At 67.9% G+C, this 15,478-nt stretch carries 14 protein-coding genes; 3 read left to right on the top strand and 11 right to left on the bottom strand.

Annotated elements, in window-relative coordinates; genetic code table 11:
- Nucleotides 1-618: alpha/beta fold hydrolase (locus PKD89_RS05700; protein ID WP_324332308.1), on the bottom strand; the 618-nt coding region annotated here is incomplete at its 3' end.
- 112 nt (nt 619-730) lie between these two features.
- Between PKD89_RS05700 and PKD89_RS19920 the strand changes: the two genes are divergently transcribed.
- Nucleotides 731-952 carry a hypothetical protein gene (locus tag PKD89_RS19920; protein ID WP_289010606.1) on the top strand — a complete coding sequence of 74 codons (222 nt, stop codon included), beginning with the start codon at nt 731-733 and terminating at the stop codon, nt 950-952.
- A 669-nt stretch (nt 953-1,621) separates the two neighbouring features.
- On the opposite strand, the gene PKD89_RS05710 is transcribed toward PKD89_RS19920, so the two are convergent.
- Nucleotides 1,622-2,833: a hypothetical protein gene (locus PKD89_RS05710; RefSeq protein ID WP_289010605.1), complete on the bottom strand. Its 1,212-nt coding sequence runs from the start codon at nt 2,831-2,833 to the stop codon at nt 1,622-1,624.
- 237 nt (nt 2,834-3,070) lie between these two features.
- Nucleotides 3,071-3,859, bottom strand: coding sequence for a GDSL-type esterase/lipase family protein (locus tag PKD89_RS05715; protein WP_289010604.1), 789 nt, complete (start codon nt 3,857-3,859; stop codon nt 3,071-3,073).
- Between the two features lie 135 nt (nt 3,860-3,994).
- Here PKD89_RS05715 and PKD89_RS05720 point away from each other — a divergent pair, with 135 nt between their 5' ends.
- Nucleotides 3,995-5,020 (top strand): glutathione S-transferase family protein, encoded by a 1,026-nt coding sequence (locus PKD89_RS05720; protein WP_289010603.1) that lies wholly within the window; start codon nt 3,995-3,997, stop codon nt 5,018-5,020.
- Between the two features lie 48 nt (nt 5,021-5,068).
- Here the strand turns inward: PKD89_RS05720 and PKD89_RS05725 are convergent, their stop codons facing one another.
- Nucleotides 5,069-6,529, bottom strand: coding sequence for a carotenoid oxygenase family protein (locus tag PKD89_RS05725; RefSeq protein WP_289010602.1), 1,461 nt, complete (start codon nt 6,527-6,529; stop codon nt 5,069-5,071).
- Between the two features lie 108 nt (nt 6,530-6,637).
- Nucleotides 6,638-7,897: an acetyl-CoA acetyltransferase gene (locus PKD89_RS05730; RefSeq protein WP_287390006.1), complete on the bottom strand. Its 1,260-nt coding sequence runs from the start codon at nt 7,895-7,897 to the stop codon at nt 6,638-6,640.
- Nucleotides 7,898-8,123: 226 nt separating this feature from the next.
- On the opposite strand from PKD89_RS05730, the gene PKD89_RS05735 reads away from it, so the two are divergent.
- Nucleotides 8,124-9,347: an acetyl-CoA C-acetyltransferase gene (locus PKD89_RS05735; RefSeq protein WP_289010601.1), complete on the top strand. Its 1,224-nt coding sequence runs from the start codon at nt 8,124-8,126 to the stop codon at nt 9,345-9,347.
- Here PKD89_RS05735 and PKD89_RS05740 read toward each other — a convergent pair.
- The 6 genes from PKD89_RS05740 to PKD89_RS05765 all read right to left on the bottom strand — a co-directional run bounded on the left by PKD89_RS05740 (nt 9,331) and on the right by PKD89_RS05765 (nt 15,471).
- A complete protein-coding gene (locus PKD89_RS05740) occupies nt 9,331-10,284 on the bottom strand; it encodes a hypothetical protein (RefSeq protein ID WP_289010600.1) in 954 nt (317 codons plus the stop codon). The two genes, PKD89_RS05735 and PKD89_RS05740, sit on opposite strands and share 17 nt — an antisense overlap.
- 356 nt (nt 10,285-10,640) lie before the next feature.
- Entirely contained in the window at nt 10,641-11,471 is an 831-nt protein-coding gene (locus tag PKD89_RS05745; protein WP_289010599.1) for an enoyl-CoA hydratase/isomerase family protein, read from the bottom strand.
- Nucleotides 11,468-12,283, bottom strand: a complete 816-nt coding sequence (locus PKD89_RS05750) for an SDR family NAD(P)-dependent oxidoreductase (protein WP_324332310.1) — start codon at nt 12,281-12,283, stop codon at nt 11,468-11,470. The genes PKD89_RS05745 and PKD89_RS05750 overlap by 4 nt, the downstream gene beginning before the upstream one ends.
- A gap of 137 nt (nt 12,284-12,420) precedes the next feature.
- Nucleotides 12,421-13,566: a glycosyltransferase family 4 protein gene (locus tag PKD89_RS05755; protein WP_289011854.1), complete on the bottom strand. Its 1,146-nt coding sequence runs from the start codon at nt 13,564-13,566 to the stop codon at nt 12,421-12,423.
- 37 nt (nt 13,567-13,603) lie between these two features.
- A complete protein-coding gene (locus PKD89_RS05760) occupies nt 13,604-14,611 on the bottom strand; it encodes a glycosyltransferase family 2 protein (protein ID WP_289011855.1) in 1,008 nt (335 codons plus the stop codon).
- The gene (locus tag PKD89_RS05765; RefSeq protein ID WP_289011856.1) at nt 14,608-15,471 is read right to left on the bottom strand and encodes a class I SAM-dependent methyltransferase; all 864 of its coding nucleotides are present in this window, start codon (nt 15,469-15,471) and stop codon (nt 14,608-14,610) included. The genes PKD89_RS05760 and PKD89_RS05765 overlap by 4 nt, the downstream gene beginning before the upstream one ends.
- Between the last annotated feature and the right edge of the window lie 7 nt (nt 15,472-15,478).

Here is a 15,478-nt window from a genome sequence, read left to right on the forward strand (position 1 = left end):
GCGGGCGTGGTCGGTGCGGGGCCGCGTCCCCAGGGGGGCGTCGGGCAGCGCCCCGATCAGCTGGCCGGCCGGCGCCACAAAGTCGTGCTCGCCGTGCACGACCAGCACCGGGCACCTCACCGCCGCCAACTCCTCGGCGCTCACCCGTCCGCCGCCGTTGGCCATGCAGGCCGCCAGCGCCTCCCGGTCGTTGCCGGGCAGCTGCGCAAGGCCGGAGAAGTAGCCGAGGGCCGGGTTACCGCCATCGTCGCCGCTGCGAACGGCGTCGACCACCACCGACATGTCGTCCGACCGAAACAAGTTGGCCCCCACGCCGGCGACGATCAGCGACCGGAACCGGTCCGGGTGCGCAGCCACCACCTTGAGCAACGTCTTGGCGCCCAGCGAGAAGCCGATCGCGTCGACCTTCCCGTCGCCTGGCAGGGCCTCGACCACGCGTGCCCCCAGGTCGTCGTAGGCATCGACGTCGTGTGGCTTCGGCGCCGCGCCGTGGCCCAGCAGGTCCACCCCGACTACCTGACGCCCCTCGTCGCCGAGCAGGTCGACCCAGCCGTTGGACATCCAGGTGAGGTCGAAGGACGTGCCAAAGCCGTGGACAAGAACTACCGGAACAGCCATGCGGATCAGTCTGGCAGCCCCATCGGCGGGCATCAGCGACGCCACCCGGCTCGCGGTCTGCGAGGGCGCCCTGGCCCTGGCCCGCTACGTCGGATAACGCGGCGCCGGCACGGTGGAGCTTCTCGTCGGCGACGCCACGCCCCACGACAACGACTTACCCAATGACGCTCCATCCGACGACGCTGCATCCAACGACGCAGCGACGATCACCTTCCTCGAGGTCAACACCCGCCTCCAGGTGGAGCACCCGGTGACCGAGGCGGTCACCGGCCCGCCGCCGGCGACCGGGTGGACACCGGTGATCTCCTCGTCACCTTGTCCCCCTGCCCCCTGACCTTTCAGCACGACACCTGCCACGCCTCACCGCTGGACTCGCAGGAGACCCCAACTCTCCAGCGGAAAGTCCGCATCGAGCAGGGTGCGCACGATGAGGTCAATCGGCCCTTTGGTGTAGAACGTCCGGTCCAAGAAGGCACCACCTCGAACTTGAAACCTGACTATCGAGGTGCGGGGCCACCTGTTGGCGGGGGTATGCCAAGTGATTTGCTGGAGATCGGGTCGACGGATCGCGAACGGTGGTCGACCCACCTCCGAAGCCACTGCCACATAGTCCGGATGAACCCAAAGGGAACACGGCGCTTCTGGGACGTGTGGCCACCTCGGGCTGAGTTCAAAACCCCCCTGCCGGGTGGCGCCCAGCAGATCGTGGGGCATGCGGATGTCGATCCCTCGCTCAACCAATTCATCAAGAGAAACAAGGCTTCGCAATGCGGAGCGTCTCATAGCGAAGTGGAGCGCAAAGATCACGGGAACTGAAGCGAGCATCAGCATCCCAGTCGTGTTCATCTCGCCAGAATACTCGATGCATACGCCATTCACCCTCTACGTCCGACGCCGTCCACGTATCGATATTCAAGACGGAGCTTGGCCAGGTACGGGCAGAGAATCGCAAGGGATTGCCCTTCCCCCGTGGCGACCACTCGAGATGTCGCCAGGAGCAGCATCACACCAAGTCGGTGGGGCGAAGCGGGACTCCGAGAGCAAAGCGCCCGGCCAGCTCGGCGGTGCGATCCCAGTCGAAGATGACGTGGCCCTTCAGAACCTCGACATCGCGCTGCAGGCGCTGAAGCGGTGAGTCGCTGAAGTACACGCTGGCCCCGGCACCCTCGCACACGTTCGAGATGATCGTTCGGGAGGCCCGCACCGTTGCGGCAGCGGCCAGCCTGGAGTCGACTCGCACCCGTTCGGTGACGGCGCCATCAGCACCCGCTGCTGCAAGTGTGGCGACCGCCCTTTCCCAACGGGCCACCGCCGACGCCAGGTCGCTGATCGCAGTGGCCAGGCGCACCTGGGCGGCCGGTTGCTCGGCGGCCTTGTCGCCCAGCGTGTAGGCCAACACCCGCTCGCTCAGCCGCTTCCGGTACGCGTCCACCGCCGCCTCGGCGGCGCCGAGCGCCGGGGCAGACGCCACCAATGCCAGCACCGGGGGAACGGCCAGGTTGCCCAGGCCGTCGTCATCAACCTCGTCCGCAGCGACCGCCCCCTGGCCCTCGCCGTACATGAGGGCCCGGGCGTCGACGCTTCGATGGACAGGCACGAACCGGTCGGTCACCGTCACCGTGTTGGAGCCGGTTGCCGCCATGCCGGAGGTGAACCACACATCCTCAACCTCCACCTCGTCGATCGGCAGCACCAGGAAGCGAGTGGAGAACCTGGGCTCGGTCTGAACTGCGTGAACGAGCACCCAGTCGGCGTGCGACACGCCGGTCGCCCACTCCCAACGTCCGGACAAGCGATACCCCTCGGCGCCCTCGGGGCCGGTGGTCGGCTCGATGGTGCCCGTCGGGGCGAGCGGAGCAGGCGCCAACGGCACGACGCCACCGGCAAACAGCTCGTCGCGGGCCTCGCCCGGCAGCTTCGATAACAGCCAGCCGTGCAACATCAGGAACGACAGGGTCCACGCAGATGCCGGACACCCCCGCGCCATCGCCCTGGTGCCGTGAGCCAGGGCGTCCAGCCCGAGGCCGTGGCCGCCCAACGACCGGGGCACCACGACCCGCATCAGGTCGGCGGCGTGGGCGTCGGCGAGCGTGGCCTCCGGCAGGCGGCGTAGCTCCTCGGCCTCCACCGCACGCTGGGCCAGCGGACCGCTCAGGATCTCGCATCGGGCCACAAACTCGTCGCGGTTCATTGCGTCGGTCCGCTCATCGCTCACGTGATGATCGGACGGTCGTTGACTGCCACGTCCATTCCCTGCCCCCTCGCACGTTGGCCATCAGCGCCCGATGTCGCCCCATGACTGGGTATCGTAAGTCACAGGCGCCAGCAGCGATCTTGGACTCGACGGGTGAAGGCCAGAGGGCCGATGTCATCCACACGTCGCCCGAACGCCACAAGCCACTCGCCCGGTCGTGTCAGCGGAGGGCAACGCGCCAGGGTTGCGAACAGGCGGTCAGCCTGGTGAGCTGTGCCCAGTGAACAGCCGATCGAAGGCCAGCCGCATGCCCGGCAGTGCCGAATCGGCCCATGCGGCGTGACCGGCTGCGTTTGGATGAAAGCGGTCCGCCACGAAGACACCCGGGTCCCTGAAGGCGGGGTTGGAACGGGTCACGTCCAACAGCACGGCGCGGCGGCGCCGCTCGATGGTCGCCCCGATGGCCCTTGCCGCCTGGCGCGACCTCATGTGCAGCACGATATTCAACGGGGCGGGAAACCGCAGAACGTTGCCCAGGTCGCCCATGTTTGCCGCCGCCACCACCGGGGCGGCATCGAGCAGCGAGTCGACGACCGAGCCCAGCTTGCGCGCCAGCGTCTGGACGGGCACCCCGCGGATCACGTCGTTGGAGCCCACCGCCACCACCGCCAGGTCGGGCTTCAGCACGGCAGCCTCATCCACTCGCGCCGCCACGTCGCTCACGCGGGAACCGCCGACCGCCAACGACACAACGCAGACGGCGCGGCGGAGCCGAAGACGGCGGATCGCCTGGCGCAGCCAGATGTCCTCCGGGGCGGCCAACCCGGGCCCGGTGAGGGTGCTGTCGCCCAGCACGACGACGCGCAACGGCGGCTCACCACTCGGCGCCGAGGCGGGAACGACGCCGGATACATCGATATCGGGGAACTCAGGAAGCGGGCGCCGCCCCGCCCACACCAGCTCGGCGGCCAGTCCCGCACCGCCACCGGTCAGCGCCGCGGCGGCCGCCACGCCCACCCTCGCCATGCCCACCCTCGCCACGCCCACCGGATCACCCCCGCCGGTGGCGTCCGCTCACTCGCCCACCCCTGGGCTGTTCCCTCCGCCCGGCTCCACCCATGGTACGAACCTGTCGGCACGCTTGGCTACAGCTGCGCCGGGCAGAGCTGGTAGACCCGCTCGATGAGCGCAGAGACCGACTACGCAGACGAGACCGGCGCGTATCGGCGCAACTCCGACTACATCACCACCCGCATCACCCGTGACGGCGCCGAGGGGTGGCCGGTCGAGGCCGGCCGCTACCGCCTGGCCGCCGCCCGTGCGTGCCCTTGGGCCAACCGGGCGCTGATCGCCCGACGGCTCTACGGGCTGGAGAGCAGCATCTCGCTGGCGTTGGCCGGACCCACCCACGGCGAGGAGTCGTGGACGTTCAACCTGGACGAGGGCGAGAAGGACCCGGTGCTCGGCATCCACCTGCTGCGCGAGGCCTACGAGGCCAGGGGAGTCGAGACCGGCAGCGGTGTGACGGTGCCGGCACTGGTCGACGTCCAAAGCGGCAAGGTGGTGACCAACGACTTCCAGCACATGACCCTGGACTTCGGCCAGGAGTGGAGCGACCTTCACCGACCCGGCGCCCACGACCTGTTCCCACCCGAGCATCGCGACGAGATCATGGCGATGTCCGACGCCAACTTTCGCGACGTCAACAACGCCGTGTACGAGGCCGGGTTCGCCACCGACGCCGAGGCCTACTCCGAGGCGTACCATCGGCTCTTCGCCCGGCTCGACCAACTCGAGGATCACCTCGGCACCCGCCGGTTCCTCGTTGGCGACACGATCACCGAGGCCGACGTGAGGCTGTGGCCGACCCTGGTGCGATTCGACGCCGTCTACCACAACCACTTTCGCTGCAACCGCAACAAGCTGGTAGAGATGCCGGCGCTGTGGGGGTACGCCCGCGAATTGTTCCAAACGCCGGGGTTCGGCGACACGATCGACTTCCCCCAGACCAAGACGCACTATTACCTGGTGCACCGGCAGCTGAACCCGTCGGGGATCGTGCCAATCGGTCCCGACCTGACCCCGTGGGCCACGCCGCACGACCGCGAGCGTCTCGGTGGCCGTCCATTCGGCGACGGGACCGCCCCGGGGCCGCCGCCGAACGACGAACTGCCGGGTACCGGCACCAACCCCTACTGGCCGCGCTGAGCCACCGGACGCCGACCGGGCGCTGTGCGGCGTGGGACTCCGGTCCGATCAGGTTGCCGGTGACCAGGTGGAGTGCGTGCCGCTGGAGATCCGCTCGGGCAGGCTGATCCGGGCGATCGGTCCGTCGCTCGGGCACCCAGCGTCGAGCACCCAGCACTCCGAGCGATCGTTGGGCACGTCGGAGACGAACGTCAGCAGGTAGCCGTCGTCCTCGCTTGCGCTGTCATCCCTGGGAGCCATCGCCGTCTCGGAGAGGAACACGCCGTCCGGGGCTTCGAGCACCTCCTCCTCGCCGGTGTCCAGGTCGTGCTTGAGGAGACCGTTGAAGGCGAACATGCCCGGCACGCCCAAGGCGTTGTAGCTGTAGCGGTGCCGCACGCCAGCGTGCTCGCCGTTGATCATCGGGAACTCCGAGATGCGCTCGCTCATCGGCGCCTCGGTGGTCCGGCCGGTCACCAGGTTGAACCGCCACCGGTGCGCCCTGGCATCCATCGCATCGAGGGCCAGGGCATCGAAGCCCGGGTACAGCCGGTTGGACGGCCGGCTGCCCCACACGCCCGGGTTGTGTTCGAAGAAGCCGTCGAGCACCACCTCGTCGCCGTCCTCGTAGGCGTTGGTCATGTGCAGGATGAATGTAGGGTCGGCCTCGAACCAGCGGACGTCCTCTGCGCTTCCGTGTCGCGGGATGAGGGCAAACCGCAGCCGCTCGTCCTCGTGAAACGTGTTGACGAAGTACCCGGCCTGCCTCGCCTCCTCGTTCCAGTACAGCGACGGTGCGTTGAGGATCGTCCAGTTATCGGTGAACGCCATGTCGTGGGGCTGGCGGGGGCCGGGAAACGGCACCTCGACGTAGTTGGTGAGCTCGCCGTCGGCGCCGATCACGCCGTAGCCCAGGTTGGGGTCGTCCCGGGTGTAGTTGAAGAACATCAGCTCGCCCGTTCGAGGATCGACCTTGGGGTGCGCCGCCACCCCCCGACCGGAATATTCACAGCCCCATTTGCTGACGCCCCGGTCCTCGAGCGTGACCGGATCCAGCCGGTACAGCTCGCCGCACTGGTAGTAACTGGCCAACGCCTCGCCACGGTGCACGATCACGTCCGTGGAGGCCGCATCCTTCAACATGCCGCGGGCGCCCCAGCCGTATTCTGCGGTGGCGTTGGACGGATGCTCGGAGATGCCCGCCCACAACGACCTTCCGGCCCGCTGCTCAGCGAGAAACCCGTCGGTCTTGACGAAGCGGTTGGCGTAGCGGGCCTCACCGCCCCCGAAGGTGATCGAGTGGATCATCGCGTCGCCCTCGAAGGGATGGTAGCGCTTGATCGGCTGGAACACAGCCGTTTCGGTGTTGCGCAGGTAGGTGCCGGTCAGGTCATCGGGGATCTCACCGATCACGTCGAGGTCCCAGGCGTCGTACTCGGTGTGCTGGGGCCGCCAGGCGCCGCTCCGATAGGGGTGATCGTCCTTCTCCGGCAGGTCGGATGCATAGGTGGCAACCTTTTGGACCTTCATGATGAACTCGCTTTCTGGGTGGTCACGACAGGACCAGCACCGGCTCGATGACAAGGAAACCGTCGTGGGATACGACGCAACGACCCGACGTCTGACGCTCCCGATACCTCACGGTGCCGGCACCGACTCAACGACGAACGAAACCGTCGTGGCGGTCGAGCCGCCGATGTTGAGGGTCTGGGCCCGACTCGCCCCGTTGACCTGGTAATCACCGGCGGTACCGCTCACCTGCTTGGCCGCGTCGAACAGCATGCGGACGCCGGTCGCCCCGACCGGATGGCCGCCACCGATCAGGCCGCCACCCGGGTTGACCGGTATCAAGCCGTCGCGCCCGATACGGCCATCCTCGATCGCCTTCCAGCTCTCGCCGGGTGCGGTGATGCCCAGGTGGTCGATCGCCAGGTACTCCGACGGCGTCATGCAGTCGTGGGTCTCGACACAGTCGACGTCCCCGATGCCCGCGATGCCGGCCAGGCCGTGGGCATCGGTGATCGCACGGCGAACATGACCCATCACGTATGGGCCCGGCTCGACGCCGCCCGCGGCGCTGCGCAGCAGCTTGGCGTCGAGTCCCAGGCCCACCGTCGTATGGCCCCACCCGGCGAGGCGGGCGAGTGGTCGGCCGGCGGGGCCCGCAGACGCCGGACCGGAACGCTCTGTCAGCCAGCGGTCCGAGACGAGCACGAGCCCGGCGCCGCCGTCGGAGATCTGGGTGCAGTCGTTGCGACGCAACCGCCCGGCGACCGGCGGGTTGGAACGATCGTCGGTTCCGAAGCTGTGCTCGTCGAAACGCCAGCTCCGCGTCTGTGCCAGCGGGTTGCGCTTGGCGTTGGTCAGGTTGAGCTCACCGATCGCCCGCAGGTGGGTGTCGTCCAGGCCGAACCGACGGTCGTATTCGTCCGCAATTCGATCGAACGTCGCCGGCCAGATGAAGTCAACCCCGTCCGTTTCGTGGCCCACCCACGCAGCCGCCTGCTGGGTGCGGGCGGCCTGGTCGCCGGGCATGGTCCGCTCCACCTCGACGCCCAACACGAGCACGCAGTCGTAGCGACCCGCCTCGATCTCGGCCATCGCCGCCAGCACGGCGATCGAGCCGGACGCGCAGGCCGCCTCGTGACGCATCGCCGGCACGCCCCAGAGCCCGCTCACCACAGTGGCCGGCATCGCCCCGAGGTGGCCTTGGCCGGTGTAGATCTGACCAAACGCATTGGCGACGTGCACGGACTCAACCTCGGCCGGGCTCACCCCGACAGCCTCGAGGGTCGCCTCGGTGACCTCCCGCGTGAGGTCCGAGATGCCGAGCCCCTCGCGGGCGAACGAGCGGGCGAAGTCGCTCTGGTACCCGCCGAGCATCCACGTCGAACCCATGGCGGCCCCCCTGCCGGTCGAAGTCAACCCCAGGGTACCGGGCGTCGAACCGATTCACGCCCGAGTTTGATCACGATAAGCCGGAGCAAGCTGCGGGCCGGCAGCGGAATACGCCGATGCCGGTACGTACCGATGCGCCGACACGCTGGCGCGACGGCGCACGGTTCAGCTACGCATGACGCGGACTCTTTCGAGCGCTGAGATACATCGACACCAGGGGATCACCATGGCCGACGCATTCATCATCGACGCTTGCCGCACACCGCGAGGCATCGGCAAGCCGGGCAAGGGGGCGCTCGCCCACCTGCACCCCCAGCATCTGGGCGCAACCGTCTTGGCAGCGCTGCGAGACCGCAACGACCTCGACACCGCCGATGTGGACGACATCGTGTGGGGCACCAGCTCGCAGGTGAGCGAACAGAGCGGCGACCTGGGGCGCATGGCCGCGCTGGACGCCGGCTACGACGTCAAGGCAAGCGGCGTCACCCTCGACCGTTTCTGCGGCTCGGGCATCACCAGCACCAACATCGCGGCCAACGCCATCATGGCCGGCATGGAGGACCTGGTGATCTCCGGCGGCACCGAGATGATGTCACTGCCCAAGCAGGGCATGCTGCCGATCGGCGCCAACAACGCCCACCTCCAAGACCTCCATCCCCAGCCCCACCAGGGCGTGTGCGCCGATGCCATCGCCACGCTGGAGGGCATCGGTCGCGACGCACTCGATGAGCACGCCGCCAGCTCCCAGGCCCGGGCCGCCCGGGCGATTACGGAGGGACGCTTCGACCGCAGCCTCGTGCCGGTGTACAACCTCGATGGCACCCTGGCGCTCGACCACGAAGAGTTCCCCCGCCCCGGCACGACCGCCGAGTCCCTGGCCAAACTGCCTCCCTCGTTCGAGGCGGTCGCCGACTACCGCCACAGCGAGGATGCCAAGACCTACCGCGAGCTGGTCGCCCAAAAGTTCCCCGACCTCACGATCGAGCACGTCCACCACGCCGGCAACTCCTCGGGCGTGGTCGACGGCGCCGCCGCCATTTTGTTGGCCGGTGAGGCGTACGCCAAGGCCCACGGCCTCACGCCGCGGGCCCGCGTGGTGGCCACCGCCAACATGGGCGATGACCCGACACTGATGCTGAACGCGCCGGTGCCGGCAGCCCACAAGGTGCTTCAGCGGGCAGGCATGACGCTGGCCGACATCGACCTGTTTGAGATCAACGAGGCCTTCGCCGTCGTGTCGGAGAAGTTCCAGCGCGATCTCAACCTCGACCGTGACAAGGTGAACGTCAACGGCGGAGCGATGGCCCTCGGCCACCCGATCGGCGCCACCGGGTCGATCCTGATCGGCACCATCCTCGACGAACTCGAGCGTCGCGACCTGCAGACCGGCCTGGTCACGATGTGCGCCGGCGGGGGCATGGCGCCGGCGATCATCATCGAGCGCGTCTGAGGCCCAGACCCTGGCTCGCCCGAAGGTCGACGGTGCGCCTCAACTGGGCAGCGCACCCCTCCAGGTCGGAGGTGAGCTGTTCGTGCATGAACCGAAGCGTTTGGATGCCCATCTCGGCTGCCGCCAGGTCCCGCTCCCGATCGCGCACCATGTCGGCGCAACGGCTGTGCCAGCGGCGTCCATCCCCTTCGGCGATCACCGCCCCCCGGGGGATGAGCCCATCGACCAGCCCACGCACTTGGCCGCAAGACGGCAGTGGGTGCTGACGGATGACGTCGGTGATGCCGGCGGCATCGAACAGATCGCTCAACAGCCGTTCCAACGCCGACTGCTCCAAGTCCCGCCCACCGGTCCGTTCGTCGAGCAGTTCCGCCAGCAAAACGGCGCCGTGACGACCTGCTTCACCGAGTCGCACCAACGCCCGCCCCACCTCCGTGTACCCGACAATCCGGTCGTAGTGCGCCTCCTCCAGGGCCGCGGTCAGCCGGGCTTTGCCGGTCTCGCTCGACAGGTCGACCAGGGTCCGGGCGGGACAAGTCACCGGCAGTCCATCGATCGCACCAACATCGACCTCCTCGAGGCGACGGGTGCGGTGGACGATCATCCCACTCTCAGTCTTTGGAGTTCGGTGATGGGGCACCACCAGGGTTGGTCGGCACTCTTCGATCGACTTCAGCCCCCACAAGCGGGCCGCCGAACCCAAAGCGAGCACCGATTCGGCCCCCACCCGCAAGTGCGCCGCCCACAGTCGTTGCATCTCGCTGCGAGGCGACCCCGGCACCCGCATGACACCCGCCATGATCGACTCCAACAGGCCGGTCTCCAGGGCCCGGCGCAGCTGCCACTCGCTGAGGCCGCTCTCGAGCAGCTGCTTTCGAGCGACCACGCCACCCTGTCGGCTGGCCAGATGATCGATTTCGGCTGGAAGCACCGCCATGTCGGCGAACGTACGACGAAGTCGTGCGCAACACACTGGGTGTCGCGCCCCGGGTCGGCCGACCTGTGGCCGTGGTCTGCACGGGTCAATCCCTTCCACAGCGATCGCACCCACGGTCCAACTGGGTGTGATCGCTGTGGCCCGTCCCACAGCGATCACACCCAGAGAGAGCTTGGGTGCGATCGCTGTGGGACCCGGGAGCGTCGCGGCCTGGACGCCGCTGGCCACACAGGTGACCAGCACCGCCCGGGTCAGCTGCCCTCGGACCCGATGTCGACCAGGTAGGGGCACCGGCATGGCGAGTTACTCAGGCCGAACTGGCACGTTTGGCCGTGGGCGGCCTCCCGGCCAACGGTTCAGCCGAGTCCGGTGAAATCGGGCTCGCGCTTCTCGGCGAAGGCGGTCATCGCCTCCACGTTCTCCGGGGTTCCGAGCAGGCGCTGGAACGCCTCGTCCTCCCGTTGACGGGCGGCGGCGATCTGCGGGGCCATCCCCGCCAGGATGGCGCGCTTGGACTCGACGAGCGAGCTGATCGGCTTCGCGGCCAGCACCCTGGCGTGCTCCATCGTCACCGCGAGCAGATCGTCGGGCTCGCACACCCGGAAGACCAGCCCCATCGCCTCGCACTCCTCGGCGCTGAGCCACTCCGAGCTCAGCAGCGCCCAGGAGGCATTCTGGCGGCCGATCAACGCCGGAAACGTGTAGCTGCTCGCCAACTCCGGGGCGACGCCTAGGCGGGTGAAGGGGCATTTCACCCTCGCTGTCGAGGCCATGAACGCAAGGTCGGCGAAACCGAGCACCGTGGCGCCGAAGCCCACCCCGATGCCGTTGACCGCCACGAGTAACGGTTTGGCAAAGGTGGACATGGTGTCAGCCAGTTTGGGGAAGGCATGGGCGTCGGCCACACCTGTCCCCATGGCGATCTCGGCCATCTCGGTGAGGTCGACGCCGGCGCAGAACGCGTCGCCTGTGCCAGTGAGCACGACGACCGCCACCGCCGGGTTGTCATTGGCGTCGGCCAGCGCGTCGCCGAGGGCGCTCCACATGTCTCCTCGCATCGCCCCTTTGGCCTCAGGCCGGTCGATCGTGACAGTGCGGATGCGGGCGGCATCGGCCACCACGATGTTGGGGCAGGCGTTGAGGTCGATGGCGTCCTGCGAGGTGGGGTTGAGGCTCGAATCGGTCACTTGGGATCATCCTCCGGCTTGGGGCGCTGCGGCGTGAAGGTGTTGGGGTACATGGCGGTGGTGGCGATGCTCATCATGGCCACCCGCTCGGCACGGTCGACGCCGGCGGCGAACGCCAGCCCCTCATCGGCCAACCAACGGCCGCCTGAGGGGAGTGCGTCGAGCGCTCCCTCGACGACGACCCGAGGGTCGACCGGTGGGGCGAAGGCGCGCGCCGGGTCGGCCCCGCCGGAGCGGAACATCGGGGTGTCCATCGTGGGCGCGACCACGGCGAGGGTGTCGACGCTGGAGTCGGCCAACTCCCAGCCGAGGGCCTCGATCAGGTTGACCGAGAAGGCTTTGGTGGCGCTGTACAGCGCCACCCCACCCGTGCCGGCGAGTGCGGAACCGGAGCTGGTGGCCACAAACCCGCCCCGGCCTCGCTCGACCATCGCCGGCAGCGCCCACGATGCCAGGTCGACGGTGGCGGTGCAGTTGACGTCAAGAATCGCCCGGCGCCGCCCCGGATCCATGTCGAGATACCGTCCGACGAAAGCCACGCCGGCGTTGGCGACCGCCAGGCCCACCTCCAGCTGATCTGTGGCCTCGTCAAGTGCGTCGATCCACGACGGGTTGGCCAGGTCGGCGACGAGTGGCCGGGCCGACCGTTCGTCGCCGAGTGCGGCGGCAACGGCGGTCACCCGAGGATCGACGTCGACCATCACCACGCCCAGCCCGCGCGCGATGAGCGCTTCGGTAAAGGCCAACCCCACTCCCTGGGCGGCACCGGTCACGACCGCCCACGGTCCGTACCGAGCGACGAACTCCCCCACGCAGCTTCCCTCCGTCCGGCCTGGTGGCCAAAGCCAGATGCTAGGGCCCGCAGGTGGGGCGATGGGCCCTTCGTCCTCTGTCGCGTCGGCCACGGGTTTCGAGCCAGTGGTGGCTCGCCCCGCCCACCCGGCCCGCTCTAGTCCGCTCGCTCGCCCAGGTCGATCGCCGCGGCGAACGACGCCCGGAGTGCCTCGCCCGTCGCCTCAACGCTGAACGACGCAGCGCGCCGACGTCCCCGCTCCGCCAGATCGGAAGCCAGGACCGGGTCGGTGGCGACGCTGATCAGCGCCTCGGCCAGTTCGGCGGTGTTCAGCGGATCCACCAAAAGGCCCCCATCGCCAACCACCTCCGGGATCGAGGTCGCCCTCGCCGCAACAACCGGCGTACCTCGGCTCATCGCCTCGAGTGGAGGCAGACCGAAGCCTTCGAAAAGCGACGGATACACCAGCGCCACCGCGCTGCTGAGTAACAGCTCCCGCTGGGCTTCGTCAACGCGTCCGAGGAAGACGACCGAGTCCGGATCGGCGAGGCGCTTCGCTGCTTCCTGCTCCCCGCTCCCCCACCAGCGCCCACCGGCGATCACCAAACGGTGGTCGACCAGGGACGGATTTGTCGCCCGGGCCAATCCAAACGCCTCGATGGCACGGACCACGTTCTTTCTCGGGTGGAGGTTGCCCAGATAGAGGAAGAACGGGCCGGGGACCCCGGCATCGAGCAACCAGCCCCGTTGAGCCTCCATGTCGGCCGCCTCGACCGGCACCGACGACAGCGCAGCGTTGTACACCCGAAAGACCCGGGCCGGATCGAGCCCGTAGGTCTCGATCAGGTCACCCCGAGCGTGCTCGCTGACCGTCAACACGACCGGTGCGGACCGAACCTGTGCCCGCACCGCCCACTGGAGCCGCAGCCTGGTGGGGAGCGGATAATCCTGAGGACGGTGCACGAAGGACAGGTCCTGCACCATCAGCGCCAGGGGAATGGGCGATCGGACGGGTCCGTGGGTGGGCGAAAACACCAGATCTGGTCGGGGAACCAGTCCGGACAGCACCCGCGGCATGACAGCGCCGAAGTGAACTGGGCCCGAGCGGCGAGCGACCCGATGGACCTCAAAACGAGGGTCGGACATGACCACTGCGGGCAGATCGGCGTCGGTAGCCGCCACCACGACAAACGCATCGTCGGCCTCCGCCGCCACAGCGAGACCCTCGAGCACGCCGGTGAGCATCGTCTCGTCACCCCCGGCGCCCGATCCCAGCCCGGTCGCGTCCAACACCACCCTCATCGCGACATCCGATCGCAAGGAGCCGGCCGGAGACCGCTCATGTCTCGCTTCCGATCCGGTCGGTTTCTGGAAGGGTGACCACCGGCGTCGTTCGGCTGGGTGGCGCGCTGTAATAACCACGGTTGGTGTAGTGCAATAACACCTTCCAATAGCTCCAATCCGCCAGCCGGTTGCGATGCCGGAGAGCCCCGAGGCGCCGCTGGACGGGAGGCACGGTCACACGGTTGAACAACACGCGACGCGCTGCTCCACGGACGATCGACCTCGGTGAATTGTCCCAGCTGAACACCCCGTAACGCTCGAGGAGGCCGGGATCGGGGATCAGGGCCTCAAGGTCACGCAGACCCCTGCCGATCACCTCCTGCAGGCGACACGCCGTGTCGAGATCGTGAGGGTGGTAGTGCTCGCCCCAGGCCCGGGGGTTGTAGATCACCTCGTAGCCGGCGCTGGTCCAGCGGAAGCCCAACTCCACGTCCTCGCTGCCGATCTCCACCCAGTCCTCGTGAAAGATGAGCTGGCGGTCGATCATGACGTGACGGGGCAGCGACAGGTTCATCGACCAATGAAATTGGTAGGGAACCGACCGGTCCGCCCGGTCCTCGATCAGCTGATACGCGAAGGGCTGGTACCACTCGATGAACGGGTTCTGTGGCATTTTGGGCGACTGTTCCACTAGGCCGAGTACCGCCACGGGCGCGCTGTGAGCGGCGTGGGACGCTGCGTGCTCGCGGAGAAAGTCGGGTCGGACCCAGACGTCGTCGTTCATGAACAGGACGAAGTCGCCCGTGGCCACCCGGAGGCCCTGGTTTCGCTTGACCGCCGGGAGCCGTTCGTTGCTCGACAGCAGCCGAACGGGCACCGGCGACGTCGCCGCCACCCGCTCGACCATCTGCGGCGTCTCGTCGGAGGAGTTGTCACACACCAGGATCTCGTAGCGATCTGGCGGGTAGTCCTGGTCGATGAGTCGCCGAAGCGTCTCCTCGACCACCGAGCTGCGGTTGTAGGTGGGAAGGATGATCGAGAAGCTCACTTCACGTCCGCTCACGGTGCTGCCTCCGCTCGCGGTGCTTCCATCGGAGAAACTGTTGCAATCACGAGATCCTGGACGTTGATCCCGGCGTATGCGGGGTCGATCGGGTGGTTGGACCAACTGCCAAAACGCAACTCCTCGATGGACAACCCTGCGCGGTCGAACGCACCGAGTAGCCAGTCGTGATCGATTGCGATCAGATCCTCGGGCATCGTCGGGTTGGAGGTCGAGTAGCCCTCCATCTCGTGACCGACCGGGTAGAGGGAACGCCCGCTGCGCACCTCGCTGCGGGCCCGTTCATCCAACACAAAGAACGAGGCGCCGAGCCGACCGCCATGGCGCAGCATCCGTTTGATCTCCCGCAGGTAATGCTCGATCGTGGCCGGGTACAGGTGGGTGAACACCGACCACAGCACGATCGCGTCGAAGGAATCGTCGAGAAATGGGAATACGAAACGCTCGGGAGCCAGGGCGCCGCGTGGATTGTAGAAGCTGTTGTGAATACTGATCGGCATAAACGCGAACCGAGGGTTGATGGTCGAGATGTGATGCACGCACCAGTCGACGAGGTCCGGATCGACGTCGACCCCGACGTACCGCCCATCATCGTCGAGGTAATCGAGCAGCGGGATGGTCTTGCGGCCGATGCCCGAACCGATGTCGAGCAGCGCGGCGTCGGGACGGATTCCGATCACGTCCCGGTAGAAGGGGACGATCTCGCGACCCCCCTCCACGAACGCGTTCCGATGCCGTGGGCCGTCCCGCATCATTCGGACGGGCGGGACGAGATCCTCACCGTTCCAGTTTCCCGTGAACAGATCTTGGGCGGCAAACGGTAGATCGTGGAGTGCGGCAAACGCGCGCGGCGGCAACATCCTGCGG

This window comes from Candidatus Neomicrothrix sp., assembly GCF_035329545.1.
GTDB classification, from domain to species: domain Bacteria; phylum Actinomycetota; class Acidimicrobiia; order Acidimicrobiales; family Microtrichaceae; genus Microthrix; species Microthrix subdominans.

Coding starts and splice junctions, on each gene's coding strand:
- PKD89_RS05730 (WP_287390006.1), bottom strand. CDS start 7,897: ATGGGTTCGACGTGGATGCTCGGCGGGTACCAGAGCGACTTCGCCCGC.
- PKD89_RS05725 (WP_289010602.1), bottom strand. CDS start 6,529: ATGAAGGTCCAAAAGGTTGCCACCTATGCATCCGACCTGCCGGAGAAG.
- PKD89_RS05735 (WP_289010601.1), top strand. CDS start 8,124: ATGGCCGACGCATTCATCATCGACGCTTGCCGCACACCGCGAGGCATC.
- PKD89_RS05765 (WP_289011856.1), bottom strand. CDS start 15,471: ATGTTGCCGCCGCGCGCGTTTGCCGCACTCCACGATCTACCGTTTGCC.
- PKD89_RS05755 (WP_289011854.1), bottom strand. CDS start 13,566: ATGAGGGTGGTGTTGGACGCGACCGGGCTGGGATCGGGCGCCGGGGGT.
- PKD89_RS05720 (WP_289010603.1), top strand. CDS start 3,995: ATGAGCGCAGAGACCGACTACGCAGACGAGACCGGCGCGTATCGGCGC.
- PKD89_RS05740 (WP_289010600.1), bottom strand. CDS start 10,284: ATGGCGGTGCTTCCAGCCGAAATCGATCATCTGGCCAGCCGACAGGGT.